This is a genomic window from Pseudomonas fluorescens (assembly GCF_902498065.1).
In the GTDB taxonomy this organism is placed as follows: domain Bacteria; phylum Pseudomonadota; class Gammaproteobacteria; order Pseudomonadales; family Pseudomonadaceae; genus Aquipseudomonas; species Aquipseudomonas fluorescens_BJ.
This window is the reverse complement of sequence record NZ_CABVIR010000001.1, coordinates 1691458-1718386: the sequence shown is the minus strand read 5'-3', so window position 1 is coordinate 1718386 and position 26929 is coordinate 1691458. Positions and strand designations below refer to the sequence as shown.

At 60.8% G+C, this 26929-nt stretch carries 23 protein-coding genes; 15 read left to right on the top strand and 8 right to left on the bottom strand.

What is annotated here, in order from left to right:
• Positions 1 to 38: 38 nt before the first annotated feature.
• Positions 39 to 890, bottom strand: a complete 852-nt coding sequence (locus F8N43_RS08000) for a CAP domain-containing protein (RefSeq protein ID WP_150633017.1) — start codon at positions 888 to 890, stop codon at positions 39 to 41.
• Between the two features lie 200 nt (positions 891 to 1090).
• On the opposite strand from F8N43_RS08000, the gene F8N43_RS07995 reads away from it, so the two are divergent.
• From F8N43_RS07995 to F8N43_RS07970, 6 genes are all read left to right on the top strand, one after another.
• A complete protein-coding gene (locus F8N43_RS07995; protein WP_150633018.1) occupies positions 1091 to 1711 on the top strand; it encodes a cell wall hydrolase in 621 nt (206 codons plus the stop codon).
• Between the two features lie 108 nt (positions 1712 to 1819).
• On the top strand, positions 1820 to 2755 hold the full coding sequence (locus tag F8N43_RS07990; protein WP_150639789.1) for a Ppx/GppA family phosphatase: 936 nt from the start codon (positions 1820 to 1822) through the stop codon (positions 2753 to 2755).
• 101 nt (positions 2756 to 2856) lie between these two features.
• Positions 2857 to 3798 (top strand): GlxA family transcriptional regulator, encoded by a 942-nt coding sequence (locus F8N43_RS07985; protein WP_150633020.1) that lies wholly within the window; start codon positions 2857 to 2859, stop codon positions 3796 to 3798.
• A 128-nt stretch (positions 3799 to 3926) separates the two neighbouring features.
• Complete coding sequence (locus tag F8N43_RS07980) at positions 3927 to 4895, top strand: nitrilase-related carbon-nitrogen hydrolase (RefSeq protein ID WP_150639788.1); 969 nt, start codon at positions 3927 to 3929, stop codon at positions 4893 to 4895.
• Between the two features lie 189 nt (positions 4896 to 5084).
• Positions 5085 to 6125, top strand: coding sequence for a GGDEF domain-containing protein (locus tag F8N43_RS07975; RefSeq protein WP_224787796.1), 1041 nt, complete (start codon positions 5085 to 5087; stop codon positions 6123 to 6125).
• Positions 6126 to 6312: 187 nt separating this feature from the next.
• Positions 6313 to 6642 (top strand): hypothetical protein, encoded by a 330-nt coding sequence (locus F8N43_RS07970; protein ID WP_150633022.1) that lies wholly within the window; start codon positions 6313 to 6315, stop codon positions 6640 to 6642.
• 9 nt (positions 6643 to 6651) lie between these two features.
• On the opposite strand, the gene F8N43_RS07965 is transcribed toward F8N43_RS07970, so the two are convergent.
• The gene (locus F8N43_RS07965; RefSeq protein WP_150653549.1) at positions 6652 to 7440 is read right to left on the bottom strand and encodes an alpha/beta hydrolase; all 789 of its coding nucleotides are present in this window, start codon (positions 7438 to 7440) and stop codon (positions 6652 to 6654) included.
• Positions 7441 to 7759: 319 nt separating this feature from the next.
• Between F8N43_RS07965 and F8N43_RS07960 the strand changes: the two genes are divergently transcribed.
• Positions 7760 to 8704 (top strand): aldo/keto reductase, encoded by a 945-nt coding sequence (locus tag F8N43_RS07960; RefSeq protein WP_150633024.1) that lies wholly within the window; start codon positions 7760 to 7762, stop codon positions 8702 to 8704.
• 12 nt (positions 8705 to 8716) lie between these two features.
• On the opposite strand, the gene yghX is transcribed toward F8N43_RS07960, so the two are convergent.
• Positions 8717 to 9604: a YghX family hydrolase gene (gene yghX / locus F8N43_RS07955; protein ID WP_150633025.1), complete on the bottom strand. Its 888-nt coding sequence runs from the start codon at positions 9602 to 9604 to the stop codon at positions 8717 to 8719.
• A 177-nt stretch (positions 9605 to 9781) separates the two neighbouring features.
• Here yghX and F8N43_RS07950 point away from each other — a divergent pair, with 177 nt between their 5' ends.
• The 3 genes from F8N43_RS07950 to F8N43_RS07940 all read left to right on the top strand — a co-directional run bounded on the left by F8N43_RS07950 (position 9782) and on the right by F8N43_RS07940 (position 14150).
• Positions 9782 to 12328 carry an S-type pyocin domain-containing protein gene (locus F8N43_RS07950; RefSeq protein ID WP_150653548.1) on the top strand — a complete coding sequence of 849 codons (2547 nt, stop codon included), beginning with the start codon at positions 9782 to 9784 and terminating at the stop codon, positions 12326 to 12328.
• A complete protein-coding gene (locus F8N43_RS07945; RefSeq protein ID WP_150633027.1) occupies positions 12318 to 12593 on the top strand; it encodes a bacteriocin immunity protein in 276 nt (91 codons plus the stop codon). The genes F8N43_RS07950 and F8N43_RS07945 overlap by 11 nt, the downstream gene beginning before the upstream one ends.
• A 90-nt stretch (positions 12594 to 12683) precedes the next feature.
• Complete coding sequence (locus F8N43_RS07940) at positions 12684 to 14150, top strand: bacteriocin immunity protein (RefSeq protein ID WP_150653547.1); 1467 nt, start codon at positions 12684 to 12686, stop codon at positions 14148 to 14150.
• A gap of 72 nt (positions 14151 to 14222) precedes the next feature.
• On the opposite strand, the gene F8N43_RS07935 is transcribed toward F8N43_RS07940, so the two are convergent.
• From F8N43_RS07935 to F8N43_RS07910, 5 genes are all read right to left on the bottom strand, one after another.
• Positions 14223 to 14624, bottom strand: coding sequence for a heme-binding protein (locus tag F8N43_RS07935; protein ID WP_150653546.1), 402 nt, complete (start codon positions 14622 to 14624; stop codon positions 14223 to 14225).
• On the bottom strand, positions 14621 to 15865 hold the full coding sequence (gene glcF / locus F8N43_RS07930) for a glycolate oxidase subunit GlcF (protein ID WP_150653545.1): 1245 nt from the start codon (positions 15863 to 15865) through the stop codon (positions 14621 to 14623). Before glcF ends, F8N43_RS07935 begins: the two co-directional genes overlap by 4 nt.
• 3 nt (positions 15866 to 15868) lie before the next feature.
• Entirely contained in the window at positions 15869 to 16933 is a 1065-nt protein-coding gene (glcE, locus tag F8N43_RS07925; RefSeq protein ID WP_150653544.1) for a glycolate oxidase subunit GlcE, read from the bottom strand.
• A complete protein-coding gene (gene glcD / locus F8N43_RS07920; RefSeq protein ID WP_150633032.1) occupies positions 16933 to 18432 on the bottom strand; it encodes a glycolate oxidase subunit GlcD in 1500 nt (499 codons plus the stop codon). Before glcD ends, glcE begins: the two co-directional genes overlap by 1 nt.
• 404 nt (positions 18433 to 18836) lie before the next feature.
• Positions 18837 to 20600 (bottom strand): L-lactate permease, encoded by a 1764-nt coding sequence (locus tag F8N43_RS07910; RefSeq protein ID WP_150633034.1) that lies wholly within the window; start codon positions 20598 to 20600, stop codon positions 18837 to 18839.
• 193 nt (positions 20601 to 20793) lie between these two features.
• On the opposite strand from F8N43_RS07910, the gene F8N43_RS07905 reads away from it, so the two are divergent.
• From F8N43_RS07905 to F8N43_RS07885, 5 genes are all read left to right on the top strand, one after another.
• Positions 20794 to 21030, top strand: coding sequence for a hypothetical protein (locus F8N43_RS07905; RefSeq protein ID WP_150633035.1), 237 nt, complete (start codon positions 20794 to 20796; stop codon positions 21028 to 21030).
• A gap of 88 nt (positions 21031 to 21118) precedes the next feature.
• Positions 21119 to 21736: a transcriptional repressor LexA gene (gene lexA / locus F8N43_RS07900; protein ID WP_150633036.1), complete on the top strand. Its 618-nt coding sequence runs from the start codon at positions 21119 to 21121 to the stop codon at positions 21734 to 21736.
• Positions 21736 to 22353, top strand: coding sequence for a translesion DNA synthesis-associated protein ImuA (imuA, locus tag F8N43_RS07895; protein ID WP_150639781.1), 618 nt, complete (start codon positions 21736 to 21738; stop codon positions 22351 to 22353). The genes lexA and imuA overlap by 1 nt, the downstream gene beginning before the upstream one ends.
• Positions 22354 to 22360: 7 nt before the next feature.
• On the top strand, positions 22361 to 23776 hold the full coding sequence (locus F8N43_RS07890) for a Y-family DNA polymerase (RefSeq protein WP_150639780.1): 1416 nt from the start codon (positions 22361 to 22363) through the stop codon (positions 23774 to 23776).
• Entirely contained in the window at positions 23752 to 26850 is a 3099-nt protein-coding gene (locus tag F8N43_RS07885; protein ID WP_191630110.1) for an error-prone DNA polymerase, read from the top strand. Before F8N43_RS07890 ends, F8N43_RS07885 begins: the two co-directional genes overlap by 25 nt.
• The last annotated feature ends 79 nt before the right edge of the window (positions 26851 to 26929 follow it).

The window sequence follows — 26929 nt, the reverse complement described above, 5'->3', positions numbered from 1 at the left end:
CATCAAGAGCGTCCGGTTTTTCTGCGCGATCCGGGCGTTTACGGCGTACCAAACATCGCCGTCCAGTAAATCCCCGAATCGCTCTTCGGGTCCACCGCATACGCCGCGCCCAACTCTTGGAACTGCGGGTTCATCAGGTTGGCGCAGTGGCCGGGGCTGGCGACCCAGCCATCGACGACCTTGCGCACGCTGTCTTGCCCGGCGGCGATGTTCTCGCCGATCAACTGGGCGCTGTAACCCGCCAGTTCTGCGCGGTCACCCGGGGTACGACCGTCGCGGTCCTTGTGGTCGAAGTAATTGTTGTTGGCCATCGACCGGGAATGCTCTTCGGCCGCTGTCGCCAGGGTGACGTTCCAGGTCAGCGGCGCGGCGGCGGCAAAGGATTGCGTGCCGCACTGACGTGGACGGCTGCGGGCGGTGTTGAGCTCGGCCAGCAACTTCTGGCCCTCCGCCTGCCAGTCGCCCAGGCGTGCGCTCAACAATGGACGGGCCAGCACGATGCGCCATTCACGGTCCTGGCGGCTCACGCCGATGTCGACGAATTGCGGGTCCAGCACGATCTGGCAAAAACTCTCCTGGATCGCTTTCATCGCCGAAGCTGCATCACGCGGTCCGGACAGGCTGATTGCCTGCACATTCTTCATCGGGTAATTCGCCGCGACCATGGCCTGTTGCAGGTTGCCGATGCTGGTGGCCGACAGCGCCAGCCGTGGATCACCCGCCAGCGGCGGCAGCTCCGACGATACTTCACCCGCGCAACGTTGCACCTGGCTGCGGTAGTCGTTGATCGAGTCGATCAGTTGTTTCTCGTCGGCCGCCAGCGCCTTCGCGGCGAACAACAAGCCCAATGACAACGTAGCAAGACGCAAAACGGATGACAGGACACGCATGGAAATCTCCCTTGTTCGGACTGCGCCCATGATGCGCGATTTCACCCCCGTGAGCGCAATGCCTTTTCGCGCCGAAATACCGGTTGTTGGCCGTCTGTCGAAACGAAAACGGGCAACTACAATCAAGCCATGTCGCCCGAAAGACGTGCTGCGCGTCGACATTTTGTTGCTTGAATCCAGTCCACTCAGAAGGGTCGATCATGCGATTAATTTGGATAGCAACCTGCTTTGCAATCACGCTACTCGGCGGCCAGGCATCGGCGACTGAACAGGAACAGAAAAAGGAAGTGGCCGAAAACAAGGCCGAAGTGCTGGAGCAGAAAGCGGCGGAGAAGGGCGCCGATCTACCGGTACCCAAGTCCGAAGCCATCACCACTTCGGAAGTGCAGGCGGTCGACCCGGCAGGCGCGTCGCCGCTGGACGATGCAATCACCTGCCTGGCGCGCTCCATCTATTGGGAAGCCAAGGGCAAATCCTCCGCCGACATGGAAGCGGTGGCGAGTGTGGTGATGAATCGCCTGGGCCACGAAGGTTTTCCAGACACGGTGTGCGCAGTGGTCAAGCAAGGCTCCGAAGCCAAGAACTGCCAGTTTTCCTGGTGGTGTGACGGGCGTTCCGATGAGGTCCAGGAAGAAACCCAATACGCGATCGCCAAGGAAATCGCGCGCAAGGCCCTCAACAAGCAACTCAACGACCGCACCAACGGCGCGATGTATTTTCACGACCGCAACGTAAAACCCGACTGGGCCAGGAAATACATCAAGACCACCGAGACCCGCATGTTTCTCTTTTACAAGCCCAAGGGGGGAGAGGCCCATTAGTGGGTGTCATCTGGATGTCATCGAACCCATGCCAAGATCCTTGCAAACCGTCTTGAGTGTTCAGCAGAGCGGTGTCGGCTGATAGATGAATGTGCAAGGAATACTGCTATGAAAGGAGATGCCTCCCTGTTTGCGGCCATTGACCTGGGCTCCAATGCGTTTCGCTTGATGATCGGCCAGTCCGTCAAGCGCAACCAGCAACTGGTGATCCAGGAAGTGAAGACCCTGCGTGAACCCGTGCGGTTGGCGGAGGGGTTTCAGGGTGGCGCGCTGGACGAGATGGCGCTGGATCGCGGCTGGCAGGCACTCGCGCGATTCGGCAAAAAGTTGCGCGGCTTTGAGCCCGGTCGCGTGCGAGCGGTGGCAACCAGCGCTGTGCGTGAAGCCGACAATGCTCAACTGTTCCTCGCCAGCGCAGAACGGCATCTGGGGTTTAGCATCGATGTGATCTCCGGGCATGAAGAAGCCCGGTTGGTATACGCCGGCGTGGCTCACACGGTTCCCGGCACGCAGCGCAAACGACTGGTGATCGACATCGGTGGCGGCTCCACGGAACTGATTCTGGGGCAGGGCGCGCAACCGCTGTTGACCGAAAGCATCGCCATCGGCAGCGGCACCTTTGGTGCGCGTTATTTTCAAGGCGGCCGCATCACCGCCCCGGCGTTACTGGAAGCCGAGCGTGTCGCCACCCTGCAATTCGAACGCGTGGCGCGCCGTTATCGCACATTGGGCTGGCAGCAGGTCATCGGCTCATCAGGCACCGCACGGATGCTGGCCAAAGTGCTCAAGGCCAACGACTTGAACGACGAAGGCCAGAGCGGCATCACCTACAGCGGCTTGTTGCGCCTGTCACTGCGCCTGCTGGAAGTGGGGCACGTCAATCAGCTCAGGTTGGCGGGTTTGCAAAGCCATCGTCTGAGTATCCTGCCCGGTGGACTGGTGCTGATGCTGGCGGCGTTCAAGGTCTTTGGCGTTTCGCACATGACGCCGTCCGAGCCCGGTTTGCGGTTTGGGGTGCTGCATGGGTTGATGTCGCGGCACTGAGTGCCTTGCGTTAGGGATAGACCTGATTAGCGCGTACAGTGCAAATTAGATGGCCTGAAAAACTATCAAGCCTCCTTTGCAGCCATCAGGATATCGTCGTCATGCACCAGGTCGGCCTCATCGTTTATCCCGAGTTCCAGGTGTTGGGCCTGGCCATGTGTGCGGCGTTCGAAATGGCCAATGGCGCCGTCGACGAACCGGTGTACAGCCTTGCCTTGTTGTCGGAGCACGGCGGGACGGTGCGAACCTCCGCCGGATTCGGTGTGGAAACCACCGCGTTCGATCAGCGCTCGTTCGACACGCTGCTGGTGATGGGTGACAACCTGATCCGTCCGGTTTCATCGGGCATGGTGGCGTTTCTGCGCAGCGCCAGTCAGACCTCCCGCCGTGTCGGCTCGATCTGCACCGGTGCCATCGCGCTGGCCGAAGCCGGACTGCTTGATGGTCGGCGCGCGACTACACACTGGTGCCATGCGCCGGCGTTGCAGCGGGCCTACCCGAAGGTGAAGGTGGAGGAGGATCGGATCTTCATCAACGACGGCAACGTCTGGACCGCTGCAGGCATGAGTGCCTGTGTCGATCTCGCATTGGCCCTGGTGGAAAGTGACCTCGGTGCGCAAGTGGCGCGTCGTGTGGCCCGGCAATTGGTGGTGTACCACCGGCGCGCAGGCGGGCAGTCGCAGTTTTCGGTGATGCTCGAACTCGAACCCAAGACTGACCGCATCCAGTCAGCGTTGACCTACGCCAAGCAGAACCTGAAGTCCGAGCTGTCGGTGGACGCGCTGGCTAGCGCGGCAAACCTCAGCCCGCGGCAGTTCAGTCGCGTATTCCATGCCGAAACCGGTCAATCACCCGCCAAGGCCATCGAAAATCTGCGGGTGGAGGCCGCACGTCTGATGATGGAAACCGGCCGGCACGCCATCGACGTGGTGGCGACAGAGACCGGCTTTGGTGATCGGGAACGGATGCGCCGGGCGTTTATCCGGGCGTTTGGCCAACCACCGCAAGTCATCCAGCGCGCTAGTCGAGGCGGACTTGCGTGAACCCCGATCGCGAACCTCCTGCAAGGTATCTGCATGGCTTAAAAGGTGGTGTATTCGGCATTTGAGACAAAATATTATTGGCGTAATCTCGGTCTCGTTGAAGCCCAATCCCCACTGAGATCACCGCCATGACCATCGTCAAAGCCGCTGCCGTCCAGATCGCACCTGTTCTCTACAGCCGTGAAGGCACTGTAGAAAAGGTCGTCGACAAAATCCGTGAACTCGGCGAGAAAGGCGTGCAGTTCGCCGTTTTCCCGGAAACCATCGTGCCGTATTACCCGTACTTTTCCTTTGTTCAGTCGCCGTTCGAAATGGGTTCCGAGCACTATAAGTTGCTCGATCAAGCCGTCGTCGTGCCTTCCGCGACCACCGATGCCATCGGCAAAGCCGCCAGAGAAGCCAATATGGTGGTGTCCATCGGCGTCAACGAGCGCGATGGCAGTACCCTCTACAACACACAATTGCTGTTCGATGCGGATGGCACCCTGATTCAGGCCCGTCGCAAGATTTCGCCGACCTATCACGAACGCATGATCTGGGGCATGGGTGATGGTTCGGGCCTGCGTGCCACCGACAGCGCCGTCGGCCGCATTGGTCAACTGGCTTGCTGGGAGCATTACAACCCGTTGGCACGTTACGCCTTGATCGAAGACGGCGAACAGATTCACGCCTCGATGTACCCCGGTTCGTTCGCCGGTGCGCTGTTCACCCGCCAAATGGAAGTCAGCATCCGTATGCACGCGCTGGAGTCGGCGTGTTTCGTGGTCAACTCGACCGCCTGGTTGTACCCGGACCAGCAGGCGCAAATCATGGCTGACACCGGCTGCGCCATCGGTCCGATCTCCGGCGGTTGCTACACCGCGATCATCAATCCGCAAGGTGAAGTCGTCGGCGCACTGACCGAAGGTGAAGGCGAAGTCATTGCCGACATCGACTTGTTCCAGATCGACATCCGCAAGCGTCAGATGGACGGCCGCGGTCACTACAGCCGTCCGGAAATCCTCAGCCTGAACATCGACCGTACGCCTCATCGCCATGTGCATGAGCGCAACTCGCAGCCGACGCCGGCCGTCACTGTGCAAGCGCAAGAGGTGTGATCATGAACGTCATGGCCATCGGCAGAGGTTAAGGTTCGCACGACGTCGCGGTCGCCAATGCCTGCGATAAAACTGACCTGCCTCAGCCCGAATGGCGCGGTAATGCACAGGGGGATGGCCGTTTGTCCGGCGTATGGTTATGCTCGCAACGTTTTGCATTTGCCAATCATTAACAACCACAGTGATGACATGAGCCAATCAGAGACGCGTGCGACTGCCCTGGCGCTGTATCCGGAAGATTCCCGCGAGGCCGCGGCGCTGCTCAAACAAGCCATTCCGCTGATGGTTCGTCACAACATCCCGCCCAATCCCGTGCATTACGCGCTCTGGTACACCTACAGCAAAGGCCAGGACCTGGAGCTCAATCGTCACCTGGACCGGGTGGTAAAGGACTTCGATTGCTTCCCGCCGGAGTCCGCCACCCGGCTTTTTCGCGACTACATCATTCGCGACGAGCTGGAAGAGGCCCGCGCCGGGCAACAACAGGCGATCAATCTGGTGGACGACATGCAACGCGACGTTTCGCGCAGCGTCGAGGGCAATCTGAATTTCCAGAGCAGTCTGGGACGTTGCCTGGAAATGCTCGAGTCGCCCGTCAACGAGCGCTTGCCGGGCATTTTGAGTGAGCTGCAACAGAGCACTCAACTGATGCAGAGTCAGCAGGAGCAGTTCCTCTCCCAACTGCACACGGCCCAGAGCGAGATCAAAAGCCTGCGCAGCAAGCTTGAGCGTGCACAACTGGCGGCCACACTCGATGGCCTGACCGAACTGCTCAACCGCACCGCGTTTACCCGTTTGCTCGAGCAGGCGCTGAGCAATGAGTCCCAGGGCGTCGCGCTGGTCATGCTGGATATCGACCACTTCAAGCAATTCAATGATCAGTACGGTCACCCGTTGGGCGACCGAGTGCTGCAGCATGTCGGGCAGGTGCTGCGCAGTTCGCTGCCACCTCACGCCACGGCGGCGCGCTACGGCGGTGAGGAGTTTTGCGTGGTTCTGCAACACTGCGCCGATCTGGCGAGTGCCGCTGTTTTTGCTGAGCAACTGCGGGTGAAAATCCAGTCGTTGCGGATCAAGGCGCGGGTTGATGGCAAGGTGCTCGATACGATCACGGCATCCTTTGGCGTGGCCTTCGCGCAACCCGCCGAGAACTTTGACAGTCTCCTGACCCGCGCCGACGACGCGCTCTACCAGGCCAAGCGCACCGGGCGTAACCGCGTGCATCGCTAAGCGCTGAAATGCGCCGCCGCCATGCTGCTGCGGGTCTTGTGCATTGCCTTCATCCTGGGCGGCGTTATCGGACTCAAGCGGGTCACGGCGAACTGAGAAGGTTTGCGATAAGGCATTTTGCTGGCCCCGAAGTCTGAAAGTTACAGACAGAATCACTTTAATTTCAGGTGGTTAGGGCTGGCTTTAAATGCGCAATGTATGGATTACGCTGATTTCGTTTGGCCTGGCGGGCATCGCCGTCTCCGCCCAGGCCAAAGAGCTTCAAAGCAATGACCGGTATATGTGCAGCTGGGGCGCGGGCACGGCAGCAAGAGCCCAGGAACTCAAACTGGCGGGCGTTTCGCTGTACGCCGCCCGCCAGAAATTACAGACCTACAAGTTCAGCAAGCCATGGATGCGCATGACGGCGATGGGTATTACCGAGCAAACCTACGACAGCCCGTCGCGGATCAAACCTGCGGCACTGCGCCAAAGTTTCTACGAAGATTGCGTGCGCTTTAAGTTGGCGCGCAAATGATCGAGTGAACTACAGCCCGTCTTCCATCAGTTTCAGATATTGGGGGCTGTCGGAGATCGAGTTGTGCCCCACGCCCGGAATAACCTTGAGGGTCGCCACACCTTTGGCGAAACGCCCGTAGAGTTTTTCCGTGCTGGAGGGCGGGATGATTTCATCCTGCTCAGCCGCCAGCAGCAGCGTCGGTATCGAGATGTGCCCGGCGTATTTCCACGATTCGAACGTGTCCTGCAGCAGCCACTTCACCGGGAATATCGGGTACTGGCGGACGGCGAGGTCTTCAAGGCTGTTGTAGGGGGTGATCAGGATCAGCCGTGCGGCCGGCCGCTGACTGGCGAGACGCACGGCGACGCCCGAACCCAGGCTGCGGCCGACTACGGCAATGTGAGGGTGGCTGTCGTAGACCTTGTCGAACAAGGTCAGGGCGTCGCGGGCAATCGCCTCCTCGGAAGGTGAACCGGTGCTGCCGCCGAAGCCCCGGTAGTGCAGCAAGTACAGGGCATGGTCGGGGAACGCCTCGGAAAACTCGGGCAGGTTGCGCGAAACGTCTTCGGCATTGCCACCAAAATAAATCAACGCATTCGGCCCCTCGCGCGGCCTCACACTGACCTGCACCTGTGCGTCTGCCACCGAGAGTGTGAGCCGCGTTTCGGGTGCACCGAGCGCGGAGGGTTGCGGGAAGTAGATCAGGGCGCGCTGAAACACGAACAGCACCACACACAGCGTCAGGTACAACGCGACCGCGATGACGACGAGATAGACGAGGATACGCGACATTCGCTTAACGTTAGTGGGTGGCATTGACTGCTCTGGGCCTGACGACCGTGATGGTTTGATCGCTGTCAGAGTGTAGTTGAACGACAGCAGCGCGGGCCGGCGGTGTGGTTTTTGAGGGTGTGCGTCTCCGTTGCCGCTGTTACCGCAGAAGCAGATATTCATCCAACGGATTGCGGCTGTGCCCACCAGCGCCTGACGACCCTGTTGTATTTCAGGCAGGGCCGAATTGTCGCCGGCAGCTATTCTTTTGTAGCTGGCAAAGGTCTGATGGCGCTGGTGATCGTGCCGTTTGCCGGAAAACTAGCGCAAAAGGCCAACAGCCCAGAGGTCGAAGGACACAACCATGAGCCACACTGATGGATACACGCGTCGACGAATACTCACGCTGGCTGCCGGTGCTTCGGCGGTGCTCACTTTCGATCCGGCCTTTGCAACCACCACGCCGTCGAAGGAAACAGGAGGCAAGAACATGCTGACCCGCGCCATTCCTTCCAGCAACGAGCCATTGCCCATTGTCGGCGTGGGCACCTATCGCGGCTTTGATGTCGCGCCTGCCGATCCGGCCTATAAAAACCTGCCCGCCGTCTTCAGCGCGTTGTTCGAAAAGGGCGGGACGGTGATCGACAGCTCTCCCATGTATGGCCGCGCCGAGCAGACCACCGGCGAACTGCTGTCGATCCACAAACCGCGGTCGCCAGCGTTTCTGGCCACCAAGGTATGGACCCGTGGCCGCGAAGAAGGCATCGCGCAGATGGAGCAATCCTTCAAACTGCTGCAGACCGACCGGATCGATCTGATGCAGATTCATAACCTGCTGGACTGGAAAACCCATTTGCCGACCCTGCGCAAATGGAAGGAAGAAGGGCGCATTCGCTACATCGGCATCACCCATTACACCGCGTCGGCGTATGACGAAGTGGAAGCGGTGCTGAAAGCCGAGCCACTGGATTTCTTGCAGATCAACTATGCGCTGGATGATCGCGGCGTCGAGAAACGCATTCTGCCGCTGTGTCGTGAGCGCGGGGTGGCGGTGATCTGCAACCGGCCGTTCGGCGGCGGTGATTTGCTGGCCCGCTTGAAGGGCAAGCCGCTGCCGGGGTGGGCCTCGCAAGTCGGTGTCACCAGTTGGGCGCAACTGGCGCTCAAGTACTTGCTGGCGCATTCGGCGGTAACCTGCGTCATCCCCGGCACCGGCAACCCGCGTTACATGACGGAAAATGCCGGTGCGGGTTTCGGTCCGATGCTGACTGGCGCGCAGCGTGAGCAGTTGATTGATGTGGTGGGGTAGGCGCTTGGCTCGCTAAACCAGGTATCGCCGGAACCAACCCAGTGTCCGGTCCCAGGCCAGTGTCGCCGCTGCGTCATCGTATCGAGGCGTGGAGTCGTTGTGAAAACCGTGGTTCGCGCCGGGGTAGATGTAGGCTTCATAGGTCTTGCCTGCGGCCTTCAACGCCTGCTCATAGGCGGGCCAGCCTTCGTTGATGCGCGTGTCCAGTTCGCCGTAGTGAAGCATCACGGGTGCCTTGATTCGGGGGACATCCCTGGCTTCTGGCTGGCGGCCGTAAAACGACACCGCAGCGCCCAGTTCCGGATACGCCACTGCGGCGGCATTCACCACACCTCCGCCGTAGCAGAAGCCGGTGATCCCGACTTTTCCGCTGGCGGCATCGTGCTTCATCAGCCATTCGATCGCGGCGAAAAAGTCATTCATGAGCTTCTCCGGGTCAACGGTCGCCTGCAGTTCACGGCCTTTGTCATCGTTGCCGGGATAGCCGCCGACCGAGGTCAGGCCATCAGGGGCGAGGGCGATAAAGCCGGCCTTGGCCAACCGCCGCGCCACATCCTCGATGTATGGGTTGAGCCCCCGGTTTTCATGCACGACAACCACCGCGGCCACCTTGCCCGTGGCTTTGGCCGGGCGCACCAGGTAACCGCGAACCGGCCCGTTGCCTTTGGGGGAAGGGTAGGTGATGTATTCGGCGATGATGTCCGGGTCGGTGAACTCAACCTGCTCGGCGAGTGCGTAATTCGGGCTCAGGGAGGCCAACAGTGCGCTGGCCGTCAAACCACCCAGAGTGAACATCGCCGCACGGTCCAGAAACTCGCGCCGGTTGATCTTGCCGTGGGCGTAGTAGTCATAGAGTTCGAGCAGTTCCGGAGCAAAGTCTTTCGCAGTGAGACGGGGCATCGGAGTGTTACCTCTTCGACGTTGATGAATCCCTGTCAGTTAAGCGCATGAACGGTTTTTTTGTCGGCGCGTGAATCAGGTGTTCAAATCGGCGAATAAATCCCCCGCGATACATATGTACCGCACTCCGCCATTCCCCGATCGACAAGCTGTGCCCTACAGACAAGGAGAGACTGTATGGCACAACGATTCAACGATGGCACGTCAGGAGACGTCGTCATCAGGTCCGGTCCGCCTGCTTCTGGCGGCGGTGGGGGCGGTGGCGGAAGTTTTGGAGGTAATCGTGTAGGCGCCTCCGGCGCAATCAGCGGCCCCAGCAAAAAAACGAAACAGGCCAGAAAGCGGGCCAAGGAAGAACATAAGCGGATTCAGGCAGAGCAGGCACTGGCCGCCGCTGAGTACGCTCGGGAGCAGGCACGCATCTATGCGCGCAACCAATTACTCACTCAACTCACCCAGCGTCAAAACGTAACCAGAGATCAAATTGACGACAGTTTTGCCGCCCGGGCTAAACAACTCACGTCATCGCTTGATCAAGAGATCTCAGCGGCGAAACGGCCTCCCAACCACGGTTCGTCCGAGCGCTTTCAGCTGTATTTCATCACCAAAGAAAAAAACGAAATCGACGGGCTGATCAGCAAAAAAACTGCAGAGCTCGGCGTCAAGAACACTACGGCTCTTTCATTTGATGGGCACGATCCGCTTGCGCGCACCGCAAGCGATTATCTGGCGCGGTTGAATCAATTCGGCGAGGCGTTGCATAAAGGTCATCAAACTTGGGAAGACGCCTACAAAGCGGCTCATGAAGCCCGACTGCTGTCGGCGCAACTCGATGCGCTCAAGGATAAATCCAATGCGTTGGCCGCTTATCATGCCGAGCAGACCATTGTCTGGCGTAAGCGGGAGGCGCTTTGGGAACGCCATCGGCAGTACGCCGAGCAGCGCGACGCGCGCATTCGGTTCAAACAACAGGTTGATGAGGATGTTCGCCTCGAACGGGTCAGGCAGGCCAACACCTTTCAATTACCTGCCACATCGTCAGTGCTTTCTGCCGGGGTATTGCCCAGCCACGGCGGGGAATGGATTGATACTGACAAACTGGTAACCGCCGTTTTTCGTGCAGTCCCCGCATTGGGCTCCGTGGCCGCGACGCTCACGGTAGGGCAAGCCGCAATCTTCATGGTGGGGATCGCTTATCCCAGCGAATTGGGCAACGGCGAGTTGACCCCTGAACAACGACATCGCTTGTATGAGGCCATCGCAGTCCCGGCTCACGCGCTGGAACTGCATGACAGCCATGAAGTGCAGGCCGCTGCCGATGCCGGTGGTTCGGTGGAGGTTGAGTACCGGCTCAAACCCGTGGTCACGCCGCAAGGTACTGCGATAGTCGTTGCCGGTACGGGTGGCGATATCGACTCTCGCGTCCCGGTCGTGAATGCAACGCTCGACCCGCAAACAGGCGTCTATACCGCTGAGATCCCGGGGTCGCCCACCAGGCACGTGCAGTTCACACCAGAAGCCACGACTCAAGGGGCCCTTGCCAGTCAGACTTTGACTGTCACCGAACCGCAGATTCAGGACATCCCGACAGGCGTTGACTGGCGCATCCAGGATTGCATCGTCTGCGCGCCTGGCCTGCCGCCGACCTACCTGTCGTTCAACGTTCCACCCATGGGCACAGGTGTGGTCTCCGGAACGGGTCAAGCGGCGACGGCTGATTGGTGGACAGGCGCGAGCCAAACAGCCGGCGCAGCGATCCCGAGCCAGATCGGCGATCAATTCCGAGGCCGGGAATTCAAGTCGTTCGAGGCTTTCGACGAAGCGCTGTGGCGAACGCTCGGCGAACACACAACGCTCACCAGTCAACTCGATGAGGTGAACAAAAAACGTGTTGCACAAGGCTTCGCCCCCTACGCGCCGAAAAGCACATGGGTGGGTGAAAACCGCGAGTTCGAATTGCGGTTTCAGGAGCGGCCGGAGTTCTGGTCCGATCCGTTCAATCTCGACCAAATCAGCATCAAAACGCCGCAAAGTGCCGAGGGGTGGTTGGGCATCGTACCGGCGGTTGTGCCTTGGCCGATTCCGCCGGCTGGCACCTGGACCCCGCTGGTACCGCCGGGCATTGAACATCTCGGCTCCACCACATTGCCCATCGCACCCACCACCCCTGTGGTTTATCCCGGCGCTCCTGCCATCCCGGTCCTACCGCAAAACGAGACGTTTCCTGCGGTTGACGAAGGGGAGATGGGGGCGAGTATTCCTGGGTTCCCGGGGGATATGGAGCTACCTTCACCGGATGTGCTGTTCCGGGACCGACGTGATGATCCAGGCACTGCTACAGGTTGGGGGTCCGACGTATCGGAGGTTTGGCTTGGAGACGATGCGAGGGGAGACGGGGCACCGGTACCGTGGCAAATCGCGGAACAGTTACGGTGGAAGGAGTTTGCTAATTTTCATCGGTTTCGAGAGGCGTTTTGGATAGCTGTTGCAGCAGATGCGGAGTTGAGCAAGCAATTTACGCGAAGCAACTTGGACAGAATGCGAGATGGCTCAGCACCTTTTCCTCGGGTTGTAGATCAAGTAGGGGGGCGTAAAACGTTTGAATTACATCATGTGATTGAAATTTCACAAGGTGGAGAAGTCTACGGGTTGGATAACATATTGGTGATGACACCAAGACGTCATATTCAGATACATAAAAGGAATCGTGATTATGATTTTTAAAGACAGGTTTGAGGAATACACCGAGGCAGAATTCCTATCTTTTTTGGGTGAGTTTTTTCATCAAACAAGCGGCCTTAAAGGACGGGCGCTAGAAATGTATCGAGATAAACTCCTCGAGCATTTCGAATCCATTACTGAACATCCAGACCGTTCCGACGTCATTTTCTACCCAAAGGAAGGCCAGGAAGACAGTCCCGAAGGCATCCTGAAAGAAGTCAAAGAGTGGCGTGCAGCCAATAACAAACCAGGATTCAAGCCGGAATAACCGATACCACCAGCATTAAACGGGCACCTGCTCACAAGGCGTGAGCAGGTGTGCTGTTTTCGTCGTGCGCAAAACAAGGAAGAACCCAAGATGGAACTTAAAGCAGCACTCAAGGATTACACCGCCTCGGAATTCCAGGCGCTGGTCAACAAAATCTGGGCCGTTGATCTACCGAAACCGGACCACGACAAACTGATCAACCATTTCGACCGGATCGCTGGCCATCCCCGAGGGGCCGATCTGCTGTTCTACTCGACGGACGAGCACATCTCCAACAGCCCGCAAGCCGTTGTACACCACGTCAGGACATGGCATCACCAACAAGGAATTCCAGCGTTCAAAGGCGAGGACATTCCTGCCGCGAAGCCCCCTGTTGCGCCGCTGACCCCTTTGGCCAGGAGCCTGGCAGAGGTCGAAAAAATCGCGGCGGATGTGGCTGTCTCAGGGCATGTTCTCGAAGAGGCTTTCAGCCATTTCGAGCAGCAGATCGAGAGCTTTCAACGTCAACAGGACACCCTTCGGGACATCCCCAAACAGGAGTCTGGCATCCGCACCCTGGAACATGCCCAGCGTGAAGCACTGATAGCCGCCAGAAAGTTTGAGTTCTGGAAAATGAGAGTGGAGTTTGTACAAAGTGGCGCTCAGCGCAACCTGACGTATGCGCGTTCCGAGCAAGCGCAATGGCAGGGCGTCATTCAAAAGATCAACGCCATTCGGGATCGCTATGTGACTCGGTTGGCCAGCATGACCCAGCGGCATCGCACTCTGCATGATGAAGCGGAAGCACTGCTGATCAAGGCGCATCAACGCCTGATTCATTCGCGTAGTTCTACACAAACGATGCATACGATCAGCGCGTCCCTCGCTTTTGCCGATAAACGTCCCGATCTTTTACTGAATGGCGGTTCGCCCGTATTGTTGGTGTCCCAGCAGGTGGCTCTGCTTAAAGCGATACGCTCGGTTGTTGCGGATTTTTCCTGGCAGAACACCTCAGGCGAACCGAACACTGGAAGCCAGCAGGCGGCCTTATTGAATTTCGCTTTTACCAGTCGGGCAGACACTCAGGTTTTCGGTTTGAGTGCGCCGCTGGCCGAGCTTCTACCCATTGAAGGTCAGGATTGGCAATACCTGGCCGCGAGCCGGGGCGAGGTCGATCTGCCTTTTCGCATGGGCACCGCGACAGTCCCCGTCACACCCGGAAAAATGTTCCATGGGTTGCGCGAGTTAGAAACGTTGTCACAGGTTTACCTCACGGCGTGCAACGGATGCCCTTCGATCTCTGGCGTCAGGGTCAGAGCGGTAACGCAGGATCAGCACCTCAACCGTTTCAGTTTTACCCCTGAGGGTGGGGCAACGGTCACAGTTCACTGGTCGACCACGGATTCCCTTGAGTCAGCCCAATCGCTGCGCATAGGGTTTGTCCACTCCGCGCCAGTGCCAACAATTGAAGCCTTGGCAGACCGGGCGCATGACCGGTTTGACGATTACATCCTGGTATTTCCCGTCGAGTCAGGGCTTGACCCGCTTTACATCGTTTTCAACCGACCGCCCAATTGATAGAGCGATTCGCATCGCTCATGGCCGGCAAGTCGTGCTCCTGCAGGTCTGGGGGGAAACATCTATCGCCGGTCAGTGCAGGCATTGCGCCCCGGCCCTCGCCACTTGCGCATCATGCTCGGCCTTGACCCCGGACACCCCGACCGCGCCGACAACCTGATCATCAACGATGATTGGCACGCCGCCTTCCAGGGACGTCAGCAACGGTGCCGACAAAAACGCATAGCGCCCACCATTGACCATCTCTTCATAGCCTTTGGACTCGCGCCGGCCCAGCGCCGAGGTACGCGCTTTTTCGGTGGCGATGTAAGCGCTGATGGGCGCGCAGCCGTCGAGGCGTTCGAGGGCGAGGGGGTGGCCGCCGTCGTCGACGACCACGATGGTCACGGCCCACTGGTTGTTCTGGGCTTCGGTGCGTGCGGCAGCGAGGATCTGGCTGACTTCGGCCTGGCTCAGGATGGCTTTGCTTTTCATGGGGAATCTCCGGTGATCGGTGAGGGTGGCAGGGCCGCGTCGAGCAGTTCGATCCAGTGCCGCACCGGGGTTCGACCCGCGCCGTCGAGATGCGACTGACAGCCGATATTGGCGGTGACGATCACTTCAGGATGGCCACTTTCCAGCGCGTTCAGTTTGTTGTCGCGCAGTTGCCGGGACAGTTCGGGTTGGGTGATCGAATAAGTTCCCGCCGACCCGCAGCACAAATGGCTGTCGGGAACGGCCGTGAGATTGAACCCGAGGCGAATCAGCATCGCTTCGACGGCGCCGCCGAGCTTTTGCGCGTGCTGCAAGGTGCACGGGCAATGGAACGCCAAACGCTGATCGCCGTGGACGCCGAGTGTTTCCAGCGGTTCGTCGCGCAACACTTCCACCAGGTCCCTGGCCAACGCGCTGACCCTTTTTGCCTTCTCGGCGTAGGCCGGATCGCGTTCGAGCAAGTGGCCATAGTCTTTGATAAAAGCGCCGCAACCACTGGCCGTTTGCACAATGGCTTCGGCGCCGTTTTCGATACTCGGCCACCACGCATCGATATTGCGGCGAGCGCGGTCGAGGCCGGTGGCCTGGGCGTCGAGGTGATAATCCACGGCACCGCAGCATCCGGCTTCCCTGGACGGGGTGACGCTGATGCCCAGTCGATCCAGCACCCGCGCAGCCGCTGCATTGGTGTTGGGCGACAGGCTCGGCTGTACGCAGCCTTCGAGCATCAGCACCTGGCGAGCATGGCGCGTGGTAGGGCGAGGCCTGGAGGGAAAAACATGGCGAGGCAACTTTGCCTGCAAGGTGTTGGGGAGCAGCGCCCGAAAAACCTGACCGCTGCTGACCAGCGCTTTGAACAGTCCCGGATTGGGCACGATGCTGCGCAATCCTTCACGCAACAGGCGTTGGTCGATGGAACGCGGCACGGCCGCATCGACCACTGCCCGGCCGATGTCGAGCAAGTTGTGATAATCGACCCCGGAAGGGCAGGTGGTTTCGCAATTGCGGCAAGACAGGCAGCGGTCCAGATGCTGCTGGGTTTTCTGCGTGACCTCGTTGCCTTCCAGCACCTGTTTGATCAGGTAGATGCGGCCCCGTGGCCCATCGAGTTCATCGCCGAGCAATTGATAAGTCGGGCATGTCGCGTTGCAGAACCCGCAGTGCACGCAGGTGCGCAGGATGCTTTCGGCTTCCTTGGCGCGGGGCAGGCGCCGGGCAGTTTCGCTCAGGGTTGTCTGCATGGTTCAAAGCTCCGCGTACAGGCGTGCGGGGTTGAAGATGCCCCGTGGGTCGAGTTGCTGCTTCAGGCTGCGGTGATAGCGCATCAACGCGGCAGGCAACGGCTGGAACGGACTTTCGATCAGGCCATGGCTGTAGCAGGTCACATGGCCGCCGACCTCATCCACGACTTGGCGAATGAACGCCGCTTCGGCGTCAGACTTGAGCCAGCGCTGGGCGCCGCCCCAGTCGAGCAGTTGCCGACCGGGAAGGGACAGTCGAGGCGTGTTGTGCGGCACCGACACGCGCCACAGGGGCTGGTCCTCATCGAAAAAGCTCAGTCGATGTTCGTTGAGGTCCGCCCAATACGAGGCGTCCAGCCGCTCACCGCCCAAACGGTCATGAGCCGCCGACACCGAGCCTTCGCCGCCCTCAAGCCGCAAGTGCAGGCGTTGCCCGTCGTGGCACGCGGCACTGATCGGCAATGGCTGCTGGCCCCATTCCGCAAGGCGCAGCAAGGCACGATCGCTGTCCATCTCCAGGCTGATGCTCAAGCATTGCCGGGGTCTGGGCAGGACTTTGAGCGAGACTTCGGTGATCACGCCAAGGGCGCCAAAACTCCCGGCCATCAGGCGCGACAGGTCGTAGCCGGCGACGTTCTTCATCACTTCGCCACCAAAACGCAAATGCTTGCCATGCCCGGTGATGACCCGCGTGCCGAGGACGAAATCGCGCACCGAGCCTGACCACGGCCGTCGCGGTCCCGACAGGCCACTGGCGATCATTCCGCCGATCGTGGCATCGTCGCCGAAGGACGGCGGTTCGCAGGGCAGCATCTGTTGCGCTTCATCCAGTACGTGCGCCAGTTCGTACAAGGGCGTGCCGCAGCGGGCGGTGATCACCAGTTCGGTCGGGTCGTAGCTGACGATGCCCCGATGGGAGCGCGTATCGAGGACCTCTCCGGCAACGATGCGTCCCAGAAATGCCTTGCTGTTGGAACCCTGAATACGCAGCGGCGTGGCGTTTTCCAGCGCTTGATTGACCTGCTCCAGCAGCGCGCCGCTGTCATCGATATCGAGTTCGCTGCGCATCAGAAACGCTCCAGCTCAGGGAAGGGCAGCTGGCCCAGGTGCACATGCATGGCGCCAAATTCGGCGCAGCGATGCAGCGTCGGAATGTTCTTGCCGGGGTTAAGCAAACCGCCGGGATCGAACGCGGCTTTGACGGCATGGAACAGGGTCAGCTCATCGGCGTTGAACTGCGCGCACATCTGATTGATCTTCTCCCGGCCCACACCGTGTTCGCCGGTGATGCTGCCGCCGACCTTCACGCACAATTCGAGGATTTTGCCGCCCAAGGCTTCGGCGCGGTCGAGCTCACCCGGTTGGTTGGCGTCGAACAGAATCAACGGGTGCATGTTGCCGTCACCGGCGTGGAAAACGTTGGCGACGCGCAAGTCATACTCGGCGGACAACGCCGCAATCGCGTGCAATACACCGGGCAATTCGCGGCGCGGGATCGTGCCATCCATGCAGTAATAATCCGGCGAGAGCCGACCGACCGCCGGGAACGCATTCTTGCGTCCAGCCCAGAAACGCACGCGCTCGGCTTCATCCCTGGCCTGACGCACTTCAGTGGCGCCAGCTTGTTCCAGCACTTGGCGTACGCGGTTGCAGTCATCGTGGACGTCGGCTTCGACGCCATCGAGTTCGCACAGCAGGATGGCTTCGGCGTCCACCGGATAGCCGGCGTGGATGAAGTCTTCAGCGGCACGAATCGCCAGGTTGTCCATCATTTCCAGACCGCCCGGAATGATGCCGGCGGCGATGATGTCACCCACCGCTCGCCCTGCTTTTTCGACGGAATCGAACGCCGCCAGCAGCACCTTGGCGGTCTGCGGTTTGGGCAGCAGTTTGACGGTAACTTCGGTGATCACCCCGAGCATGCCTTCGGAACCGGTGAACAACGCCAACAGGTCGAAGCCGGGAGAATCGAGGGCATCGGAGCCCAGCGTCAGGTGCTCGCCGTCGACGGTCAGGATGTCGACCTTGAGCAGGTTGTGCACGGTCAGACCGTACTTCAGGCAATGCACGCCGCCGGCGTTTTCGGCGACGTTGCCGCCGATGGAACAGGCAATTTGTGAAGACGGGTCCGGTGCGTAATACAGGCCGAACGGCGCCGCTGCCTGGGAAATCGCCAGGTTGCGCACGCCCGGCTGGACCCGTGCCGTGCGGGCGGCCGGGTCGATGTGGAGGATGTTGTTGAAGCGCGCCATCACCAGCAGCACGCCTTTTTCCAGTGGTAACGCACCGCCGGACAAACCGGTGCCGGCACCACGGGCGACCACCGGCACGTGCATTTCATGACAGAGCTTGAGCACGCCTTGCACTTCGTCGAGATGGCGTGGCAATACCACCAGCAGGGGCGTGGTGCGATAGGCCGAAAGTCCGTCGCATTCGTACGGCTTGAGTTCTTCCCGCTGATGCAGGACTTCCAGCGCCGGCAAGCGGGTTTGCAGGGCCCGCAGCAGCGTGGCCTTATCGACATCCGGCAGCACACCGTCAACGCGTTCATCGTAGAGAATGTTCATAGTCGTTTTACGATACTCCGTATCGTGAATACCGGGGGAGCGCTTGGGTGTATATCCGTTTCTGCGGCAACGGCTACTTATGGTTCCGCCCTTATGGCGGGTTACTTGGAGAATCACCCAGGGCGACTACCGCAACGGCACCGCGAGGCGGCCTACCGGCCGGCCTGGTTCTTCGGATGTACGCATTCCCCCTGTGGGAGCTAGCCTGCTAGCGATGGATGTCAACGATAACGCGTACTGTCTGAATGACCGCGGTGTCTGGACGTCCATCGCGAGCAGGCTCGCTCCCACAGGGAAACGCGTTCTGCTCCGGCTTTTGTTTTTGATCTTGCTGTTGATCTTGATCGCCACAAGGGCGGAACCAATAGCCGCCATTACCGCAAAGCCGGATATGCCCACTCAGCTCAATGCCCGCCCACAACCATATGGCTGAACGGCGCCACATAAGCCTGCAACGTCACCAACCCACCCACCAGAATCGCCAGAATGATGGAGTGGAAGAACACATAACGCAGGATTTCCCCTTCATGCCCATACCAGCGCGTGGCAGTGGAAGCCACCACGATTGACTGGGCGTCGACCATCTTGCCCATGACCCCGCCGGAACTGTTGGCGGCGGCCATCAACACCGGGCTTAGCCCCAGTTGCTCGGCGGTCACCCGTTGCAGCCCGCCGAACAGCACGTTGGACGCCGTGTCCGAACCGGTCAGCGCCACGCCGAGCCAGCCAAGCAAGGTGCCGAACATGGGGTAAAAGATCCCCGTCGCGGCGAACGCCAGGCCCATGGTGGCGTCGAGCCCCGAGTAGCGCGTGAGGAACCCGAGCGCGAGCATCGCGACGATGGTAATCAGCGAGTAACGCACCACCCAAATCGTGTGCAGGTACTGCTTGATCAGTTGCGGGATGGAATAACCCATCAACAGCCCGCCCAGGATCGCCGCCAGCAAGATGCCGCTGCCGGTGCTGGTGAGCCAGGTGAATTTGTAGACCGCGTCCTCGGTTTTAGGCGCAGGCACCACTGGCGGGACCTTTTCGATTTGCTGGTGGATCGCGCCGAAAGTGACGACCGGGGCAAAGATCGGGTTCGCTTCGCGCAGCGGTTTGCCTTGAGGATCGAGCTTGACGGAATGGGTGACCGGATCAATCGCCGGGCGGGTATCGAACATGTTTTTGAAGCCCTGGGTGCCCCAGGCGAACACGAATACCGTGAGGATGATCCACGGCATCCACGCGCGCATGACCGCAGGCTTGGCGTCGCTGGCGAACGTCGCGCTGGCGACGGGTTTTTCTTCATGCTCGTCGGCAATTTTGGAGTTGTCGACGCGCCCGGACAGCGCGGCGGAGGTGTGCACGGTCGCGGGTTTCCACACCCTGAGGAAGCCGGTCAGGCAGGCCATGGAAATCAGCGCGGCGATCACGTCCACCAGCATCGGCCCGTGGTAGTTGGACACCAGGAACTGCGGTACGGCGAAACTGACCCCGGCGACCAGAATGGCCGGCCAGATTTCCAGCATCTTGCGCCACCCGGCAAAAGCCCAGATCAACCAGAACGGCACGATCACCGAGAAAAACGGCAATTGCCGACCGACCATCATCGACAGTTCCATTTCATCCAGGCCGGTGACCTTGGCCAGCGTAATGATCGGCGTGCCGAGGGCGCCGAATGCCACGGGCGCGGTGTTGGCGATCAACGCCAGGCCCGACGCCGCCAATGGCGAGAAACCCAGGCCAATCAGAATCGCGCCGGTCACCGCCACCGGCGTGCCGAAGCCGGCAGCCCCTTCAAAGAAGGCGCCGAAGCAGAAGGCAATCAGCAGCAGTTGCAGGCGGCGATCGTCGGTAATGCGCGCCAGCGAGTCCTGCAGCACTTTGAACGAGCCGTTCTCGGTGGTCAGTCGGTGCAGGAAAATGATGTTCAGCACAATCCAGCCGATCGGCAGCAAGCCGTTGGCGGCGCCGTAAAGAGCGGCCGAGCCTGCCATGTTAGCCGGCATGCCGAAGGCGAAAATCGCAATGACCAGCGCCGAGGCGAGGGCGAGCAAGGCGGCCAGGTGGGCCTTGATGTGGAAAAATGCCAGGGCCGCGAGCATCACCACGACCGGCACTGCTGCCATGATGGTTGAAATGACCGGGTTGCCGAACGGATCGTAGATTTGCTGCCAGACCATGTTCCACCTCTGCTTTTTATTGTTGGGATTGCAGACCCCGAAGGGGCGGTGGCTTGTAGTATAGGTGGCATTGCGCCGCTGACCGGTTGAGCGTTCACACGCTTGAATGGGCGTTTTTGGTGCGTGGCGCTGAGCTAACATGGCCAATGGGTACAGGCACGACTCGGCCTTCAACGACGAGAGGAATGCAGCAATGACTGAACGTCATTTGGTCCACACGGAAACGCTGTCGAACAGTTGCAGTATCAAGGTCAAGGCCGAGATCCTGCGAGACGGCTCGTTGGGAATGTTCATCGGCATCTACCGACCCGATGGCTCGGCCATTGAGGAGAATGACCACCCGTCGTTGCATTTTCTCGACATGGAGGCCGCGATGGAGTGGGGGATCGAGCAGGCCAAAGCTATCGGCAATGGTCAGCGGACGTTGTAGGGCCTGACTCTGGATGTGCTGTATGCCGGGCCCGTGATCAAGGGGGCTGACTGGCGGTCCTTGCCAGAAAAAAGCCAAAAGAGTACAAATGTACTCCATGACGACTTTAACTCCCCGCCGTACTGCCATCCTGACGTTTATCCGTGATCGAATCGCGGAACACGGTCAGTCCCCGAGCCTCGCTGAAATCAGCGAGGCCTTTGGTTTCGCCTCCCGCAGCGTGGCGCGCAAGCATGTGCTGGCGCTGACCGACGCCGGTTTTATCGAGGTCAATGCGCATCAGGCCCGAGGCATTCGTTTGCTCGGGCAACCGGCGCGCCCCGAGTTGCTGGACATTCCGGTCCTCGGCCGGGTGGCGGCGGGGGCGCCGATCGGTGCCGATGCCGAGGTGCACAGCCGCTTGCTGCTCGACCCGTCGATCTTCTCCCGGGTGCCGGATTACATGCTGCGGGTCCAGGGTGACTCGATGATCGAGGACGGCATCCTCGACGGCGATCTGGTGGGCGTGCATCGCAACCCCGAAGCGCTCAATGGCCAGATCGTCGTGGCGCGGCTTGACGGCGAAGTCACCATCAAGCGTTTCGAGCGGGTCGGCGACGTGGTGCGCCTGTTGCCACGCAACCCGGCCTACAAGCCGATTATCGTCGACGCTGATCAGGACCTCGCTATCGAAGGAGTGTTCTGCGGTCTGGTGAGGCAAGGGTGATGGGCGCCGTCGTTGCGCTGGATACGCTGTTCAATGGCGGCCAGGTCTGGAAAGGCCGGCCTGCGCCACCGACGGTCAGCCCGCAACCCACCGGGCATGCTGCGCTGGATGCGGCATTGCCCACCGGCGGCTGGCCGGAAGCGGCGTTGACTGAAATCCTCTTGGCCGGGCAGGGCGTCGGCGAGTTGCAACTGGTGTGGCCGGCGCTGGCGCGGTTGTCGGCGGCGGGCGAGCGTATCGTGCTGGTGGCGCCGCCGTACGTGCCGTATCCGCAAGCCTGGCAGAACGCCGGGATTGATCTGCGCCAGTTGTCGATCATCCAGGCCAGTGAGCGCGATGCGCTGTGGGCGGCGGAACAATGCCTGCGCTCGGGCAGTTGCGGCGCGGTGCTTTGCTGGCCGCACAAAGCTGATGACCGTGCCTTGCGGCGCTTGCAGGTGGCGGCAGAAACCGGCTCGACCCTGGCATTCGCCTACCGCTCGATCCATGAAGCGATCAACCCGTCACCGGCCGCGCTGCGCATCGCCATCGATGCCAGGCCTGCGCAATTGCGCGTGCTCAAGTGCCGGGGCGGGTTGGCCCGCTCGGCACCGATTGCCTTCCCTGTGGGGCATTGAGGTTGCCATGCGCTGGGTGTGCATTCTCTTCCCGCAATTGGCGCTGGACGCGGTACTGCGTCAGCGCCCCGACCCCGATGAGCCGCTGGCGCTGCTGACCGGCCCGGCGCAGCGTCGGGTGTTGCAGGCGGTCAACGCTTCGGCCAGGGCCCTGGGCTTGCGTCCGGGGCAGTCGATGACCGCCGCGCAGGCCTTGAGCAAAGGCTTTGTCACGGCGGAATACGATGCGGCCGAAATCGAGCGCTGGCAGCAGTTTCTCGCAGCGTGGGCCTACCGCTTCAGCTCCCAGGTCAGCGTGCATTACCCGCGTGCGGTGGTGTTTGAAATCGAGTCCAGCCTGGGGTTGTTTGGCGACTGGCCGCAATTCGAAGCGCGCTTGCGCACTGAACTCGGCGAGCTGGGCTTTCGTCATCGGATTGTTGCCGCGCCCAATCCGGTAGCGGCGCGGGTATTGGCCAATGCGTATGACGGTCTGGTGGTGCCGGACGATCAAGCCTTGCAGCATCATCTGGGGCAATTGCCTGTCGACCGGATCGCTCTGGAGCCGGCGGTGGCCACGGCGTTGTCGCGCATGGGGCTGCGCACCTTGAGTCAGGTGCAGGCTTTGCCCCGGCAGAGTCTGGCGCGGCGTTTCGAGGCTCAGGTGCTCAAGCATCTGGACGCGCTGTTTGGCGAACGACGGCTGGCGCTGGCGTTCTACCTGCCGCCGGACCGCTTCGATGTGCGCATCGAGCTCAATTTCGACGTGCAATCCCATCAGGCGCTGCTGTTTCCGTTACGCCGGCTGACCGGCGATCTGTCGGCGTTCCTGTGCGGTCGCGACAGCGGTGTGCAGCGTTTCGACCTGCACCTGGAACATGCCGGGTTGCCGGACAGCGTGATCAAGGTCGGCCTGCTCAGCGCCGAGCGTGATCCGGCGATGCTCTTCGAACTGGCCCGAGGGCGGCTGGAACAGGTTCAGGTCGAGGCGCCGGTGCGCGGTTTTCGTCTGCGCGCCGAAGACTTGCCGGCCTTCGTTCCGCAGTATCAGGAACTGTTCGACGATCGTCCGCAGCAGTCCTTGCCTTGGGAGCAACTGCGCGAACGCTTGCGCGCGCGGCTGGGGGATGACGCGGTGCAAGGCTTGCGGTTCCAGGCCGATCACCGGCCGGAGTGCGCCTGGCAGGCCAGCGCCGAGAGCCAGCGCTGCGCAGTGATGCCTGGCGTGCAGCGTCCGGGCTGGTTGCTGACGGAACCGCAAGCGGTACACGAAGGTTCTACGCGCATCCTCATGGGCCCGGAGCGCATCGAGTCCGGTTGGTGGGACGGCGCCGACGTGCGCCGCGATTACTACCTGATCGAAACCCGTTCCGGCCAGCAGGGCTGGGCCTATCGTGCGGTTGGTGAGGACGGCCCGTTGTGGTTGCAGGGCTGGTTCGCATGAGCATCGATTATGCCGAGCTGCATTGCCTGTCGAACTTCAGTTTCCAGCGCGGCGCCTCCAGCGCCCTCGAACTCTTTCAGCGGGCGAAAAAACTGGGCTATCAGGCGCTGGCGATCACCGACGAATGCACGCTGGCGGGCATCGTCCGCGCCTGGCAGGCGGCCAAGTCCGTAGAGCTGCCCCTGATTATCGGCAGCGAAATGCGCATCGAAAACGGTCCGAAACTGTTGCTGCTGGCCGAGAACCTTGAGGGCTACCAAAACCTGTGTCGGCTGATTACCCGAGCGCGGCGTCGTTCGCAGAAAGGCCAGTATCAGGTGCTGCGGGAGGATTTCAGCGAGCCTTTGCCGGGGCTGTTGGCGTTGTGGGTACCGGATGCGCTGGATGATTTTCAAACCGGTCACTGGCTGAAGCAAACCTTCGCCGAGCGCCTGTGGCTGGCGGTCCAGTTACATCGCGGTCAAGACGATACCCGGCGATTGAGTGCGTTGATGACATTGGCAAGGGAGCTGCGGATCCCGGCAGTGGCCAGCGGCGATGTGCACATGCATGCACGCGGGCGGCGCGCCTTGCAGGACACCATGACCGCGATTCGCCATCACCTGCCGGTGGCCGAGTCCGGGTTGCGCCTGCACCCCAACGGCGAGCGGCATCTGCGCAGCCTCGACGTGTTGCACTCGCTCTACCCGCAAGCGTTGCTCGATGAAACGGTGACCATTGCCCGGCGCTGCACCTTTGATCTTGGCCAGTTGCGTTATCAGTATCCCCGAGAGCTGGTGCCGGAAGGCCACAGCGCCGCGTCCTGGCTGCGCGAGTTGACCGAACGAGGTATTCGCGAGCGCTGGCCCGAAGGTGCGAGCGAGAAGGTACGCGGGCTGATCGACAAGGAACTGGGGCTGATCGCCGAGCTGGGTTATGAAAGCTATTTCCTGACCGTTCAGGACATTGTCGCTTTCGCCCGGCGCGAGAAAATTCTCTGTCAGGGTCGGGGCTCGGCGGCCAACTCGGCGGTGTGTTTCGCCCTGGGCATCACCGAGATCGACCCGGACCGGATGAATATGCTGTTCGAGCGTTTTCTCTCCAAGGAACGCAACGAGCCGCCGGATATTGATGTGGACTTTGAACATGAACGCCGCGAAGAAGTCTTGCAGTACGTGTTCCAGCGCTATGGCCGGACCCGCGCGGCGCTGACCGCGGTGGTCAGCACCTATCACGCGGCCGGCGCCGTGCGCGATGTGGCCAAGGCGCTGGGTTTGCCGCCGGATCAGATCAATGCCCTGGCCGATTGCTGCGGACACTGGAGTGACACGGCGCCGCCCGTCGAGCGCCTGCTTGAAAATGGCTTCGATCCCGAGAGCCCGGTGCTGCGCCGGGTGCTGAGTTTGACGCAACAGCTGATCGGTTTTCCCCGACACCTGTCCCAGCACCCCGGCGGTTTCGTCATTTCCGAACAACCGCTGGACAGTCTGGTACCCGTAGAAAACGCCGCCATGGCCGAGCGCACCATCATCCAGTGGGACAAGGATGATCTGGACGCGGTCGGTTTGCTCAAAGTGGATATTCTGGCGCTGGGCATGCTCAGCGCGATTCGGCGTTGTTTCGATTTGCTGCGCCGTCATCGCGACCTGGATTTGAGTCTGGCGTCGATCCCCTCCGAAGACCCGCAAACCTACGACATGATCGGCCGTGCCGACACCATCGGCGTGTTCCAGATCGAATCCCGGGCACAAATGTCGATGCTGCCCAGGCTCAAGCCCCGCAAGTTTTATGATTTGGTGATTGAGGTGGCCATCGTTCGTCCGGGACCGATTCAGGGCGGGATGGTGCATCCATATCTGCGGCGGCGGAACAAGGAAGAACTCGAAAGCTATCCGTCCGAAGAGTTGAGGGAAGTGTTGAAACGTACGCTTGGGGTGCCGCTGTTTCAGGAGCAGGTGATGCAGATTGCGATTGTCGCCGCCAGTTACAGCCCCGGCGAAGCGGATCAGTTGCGCCGCTCCATGGCCGCCTGGAAACGTCACGGCGGTCTCGAACCGCACAAGGATCGCCTCGCTGCAGGCATGAAGAAAAAAGGCTACGCCCCCGAATTCGCCGCGCAGATTTTCGAGCAGATCAAAGGCTTCGGCAGCTACGGATTCCCCGAGTCCCACGCCGCCAGTTTTGCCTTGCTGACTTATGCCAGTTGCTGGTTGAAATGCCACGAGCCAGCGGCCTTCGCCTGTGCGCTGATCAACAGCTGGCCCATGGGTTTCTACAGTCCGGACCAGATTCTGCAAGATGCGCGCCGGCATCATTTGCAGATCCGCCCGGTGGACGTGCGCGCGAGCGACTGGGATTGCAGCCTCGAACCGGTTATCGGCGCGCAGCCGGCGATTCGCATGGGGCTGCGGATGATCAAGGGCTTTCGCGAGGACGATGCGCGGCGTATCGAAGCCGCGAGGTCGAAGGGGGCGTTTATCGACATCGCCGACCTCGGCGAGCGGGCGCGACTCGATGCCCGTGCGCAGGAACTACTGGCTGATGCCGGGGCGTTGCGTGGGTTGGCCGGTGATCGTCATCGAGCACGCTGGGAAGTGGCGGGCGTGCAGAAGCAATTGGGTTTGTTCGCCGGTTTGCCGAGTCAGGAAGAGGACGCGGTGGCATTGCCCAAACCCACGGTGGGCGAAGACCTGCTGGCGGATTACAACAGCATCGGCACCACCCTCGGCCCTCATCCGTTGGCGCTGCTGCGGGGGGAATTGAAAGCCCGGCGCTGTCGCAGTTCGCAGGAGCTGCTGGAGGTCGAGCATGGTCGGCCGGTCAGCGTCGCCGGGCTGGTGACCGGTCGGCAGCGTCCGGGCACCGCCAGTGGCGTGACTTTCGTCACACTGGAAGACGAGTTCGGCAACGTCAACGTGGTGGTCTGGCGCGACCTGGCGGAGCGGCAACGGCGGGTGTTGGTCGGCTCGCAGTTGCTCAAGGTCGACGGGCGCTGGGAGAAGGAAGGCGAGGTGCGGCATTTGATTGCCGGACGGTTGAGCGATCTGAGCGAATTGCTCGACGGCATCAGCGTACGCAGCCGGGATTTCCATTGACCCCCAATCCACCTCGAACCCACAGAGATCTGCGGCTACCCCGGATTGCCGCAAGATTCAGCTACCCTCTATGAAACCA

What these genes read in the sequence shown, in the direction of transcription:
- F8N43_RS08000 (WP_150633017.1), bottom strand. Translation starts at nt 890, where the DNA reads ATGCGTGTCCTGTCATCCGTTTTGCGTCTTGCTACGTTGTCATTGGGC.
- F8N43_RS07995 (WP_150633018.1), top strand. Translation starts at nt 1,091, where the DNA reads ATGCGATTAATTTGGATAGCAACCTGCTTTGCAATCACGCTACTCGGC.
- F8N43_RS07990 (WP_150639789.1), top strand. Translation starts at nt 1,820, where the DNA reads ATGAAAGGAGATGCCTCCCTGTTTGCGGCCATTGACCTGGGCTCCAAT.
- F8N43_RS07985 (WP_150633020.1), top strand. Translation starts at nt 2,857, where the DNA reads ATGCACCAGGTCGGCCTCATCGTTTATCCCGAGTTCCAGGTGTTGGGC.
- F8N43_RS07980 (WP_150639788.1), top strand. Translation starts at nt 3,927, where the DNA reads ATGACCATCGTCAAAGCCGCTGCCGTCCAGATCGCACCTGTTCTCTAC.
- F8N43_RS07975 (WP_224787796.1), top strand. Translation starts at nt 5,085, where the DNA reads ATGAGCCAATCAGAGACGCGTGCGACTGCCCTGGCGCTGTATCCGGAA.
- F8N43_RS07970 (WP_150633022.1), top strand. Translation starts at nt 6,313, where the DNA reads ATGCGCAATGTATGGATTACGCTGATTTCGTTTGGCCTGGCGGGCATC.
- F8N43_RS07965 (WP_150653549.1), bottom strand. Translation starts at nt 7,440, where the DNA reads ATGCCACCCACTAACGTTAAGCGAATGTCGCGTATCCTCGTCTATCTC.
- F8N43_RS07960 (WP_150633024.1), top strand. Translation starts at nt 7,760, where the DNA reads ATGAGCCACACTGATGGATACACGCGTCGACGAATACTCACGCTGGCT.
- yghX (WP_150633025.1), bottom strand. Translation starts at nt 9,604, where the DNA reads ATGCCCCGTCTCACTGCGAAAGACTTTGCTCCGGAACTGCTCGAACTC.
- F8N43_RS07950 (WP_150653548.1), top strand. Translation starts at nt 9,782, where the DNA reads ATGGCACAACGATTCAACGATGGCACGTCAGGAGACGTCGTCATCAGG.
- F8N43_RS07945 (WP_150633027.1), top strand. Translation starts at nt 12,318, where the DNA reads ATGATTTTTAAAGACAGGTTTGAGGAATACACCGAGGCAGAATTCCTA.
- F8N43_RS07940 (WP_150653547.1), top strand. Translation starts at nt 12,684, where the DNA reads ATGGAACTTAAAGCAGCACTCAAGGATTACACCGCCTCGGAATTCCAG.
- F8N43_RS07935 (WP_150653546.1), bottom strand. Translation starts at nt 14,624, where the DNA reads ATGAAAAGCAAAGCCATCCTGAGCCAGGCCGAAGTCAGCCAGATCCTC.
- glcF (WP_150653545.1), bottom strand. Translation starts at nt 15,865, where the DNA reads ATGCAGACAACCCTGAGCGAAACTGCCCGGCGCCTGCCCCGCGCCAAG.
- glcE (WP_150653544.1), bottom strand. Translation starts at nt 16,933, where the DNA reads ATGCGCAGCGAACTCGATATCGATGACAGCGGCGCGCTGCTGGAGCAG.
- glcD (WP_150633032.1), bottom strand. Translation starts at nt 18,432, where the DNA reads ATGAACATTCTCTACGATGAACGCGTTGACGGTGTGCTGCCGGATGTC.
- F8N43_RS07910 (WP_150633034.1), bottom strand. Translation starts at nt 20,600, where the DNA reads ATGGTCTGGCAGCAAATCTACGATCCGTTCGGCAACCCGGTCATTTCA.
- F8N43_RS07905 (WP_150633035.1), top strand. Translation starts at nt 20,794, where the DNA reads ATGACTGAACGTCATTTGGTCCACACGGAAACGCTGTCGAACAGTTGC.
- lexA (WP_150633036.1), top strand. Translation starts at nt 21,119, where the DNA reads ATGTACTCCATGACGACTTTAACTCCCCGCCGTACTGCCATCCTGACG.
- imuA (WP_150639781.1), top strand. Translation starts at nt 21,736, where the DNA reads ATGGGCGCCGTCGTTGCGCTGGATACGCTGTTCAATGGCGGCCAGGTC.
- F8N43_RS07890 (WP_150639780.1), top strand. Translation starts at nt 22,361, where the DNA reads ATGCGCTGGGTGTGCATTCTCTTCCCGCAATTGGCGCTGGACGCGGTA.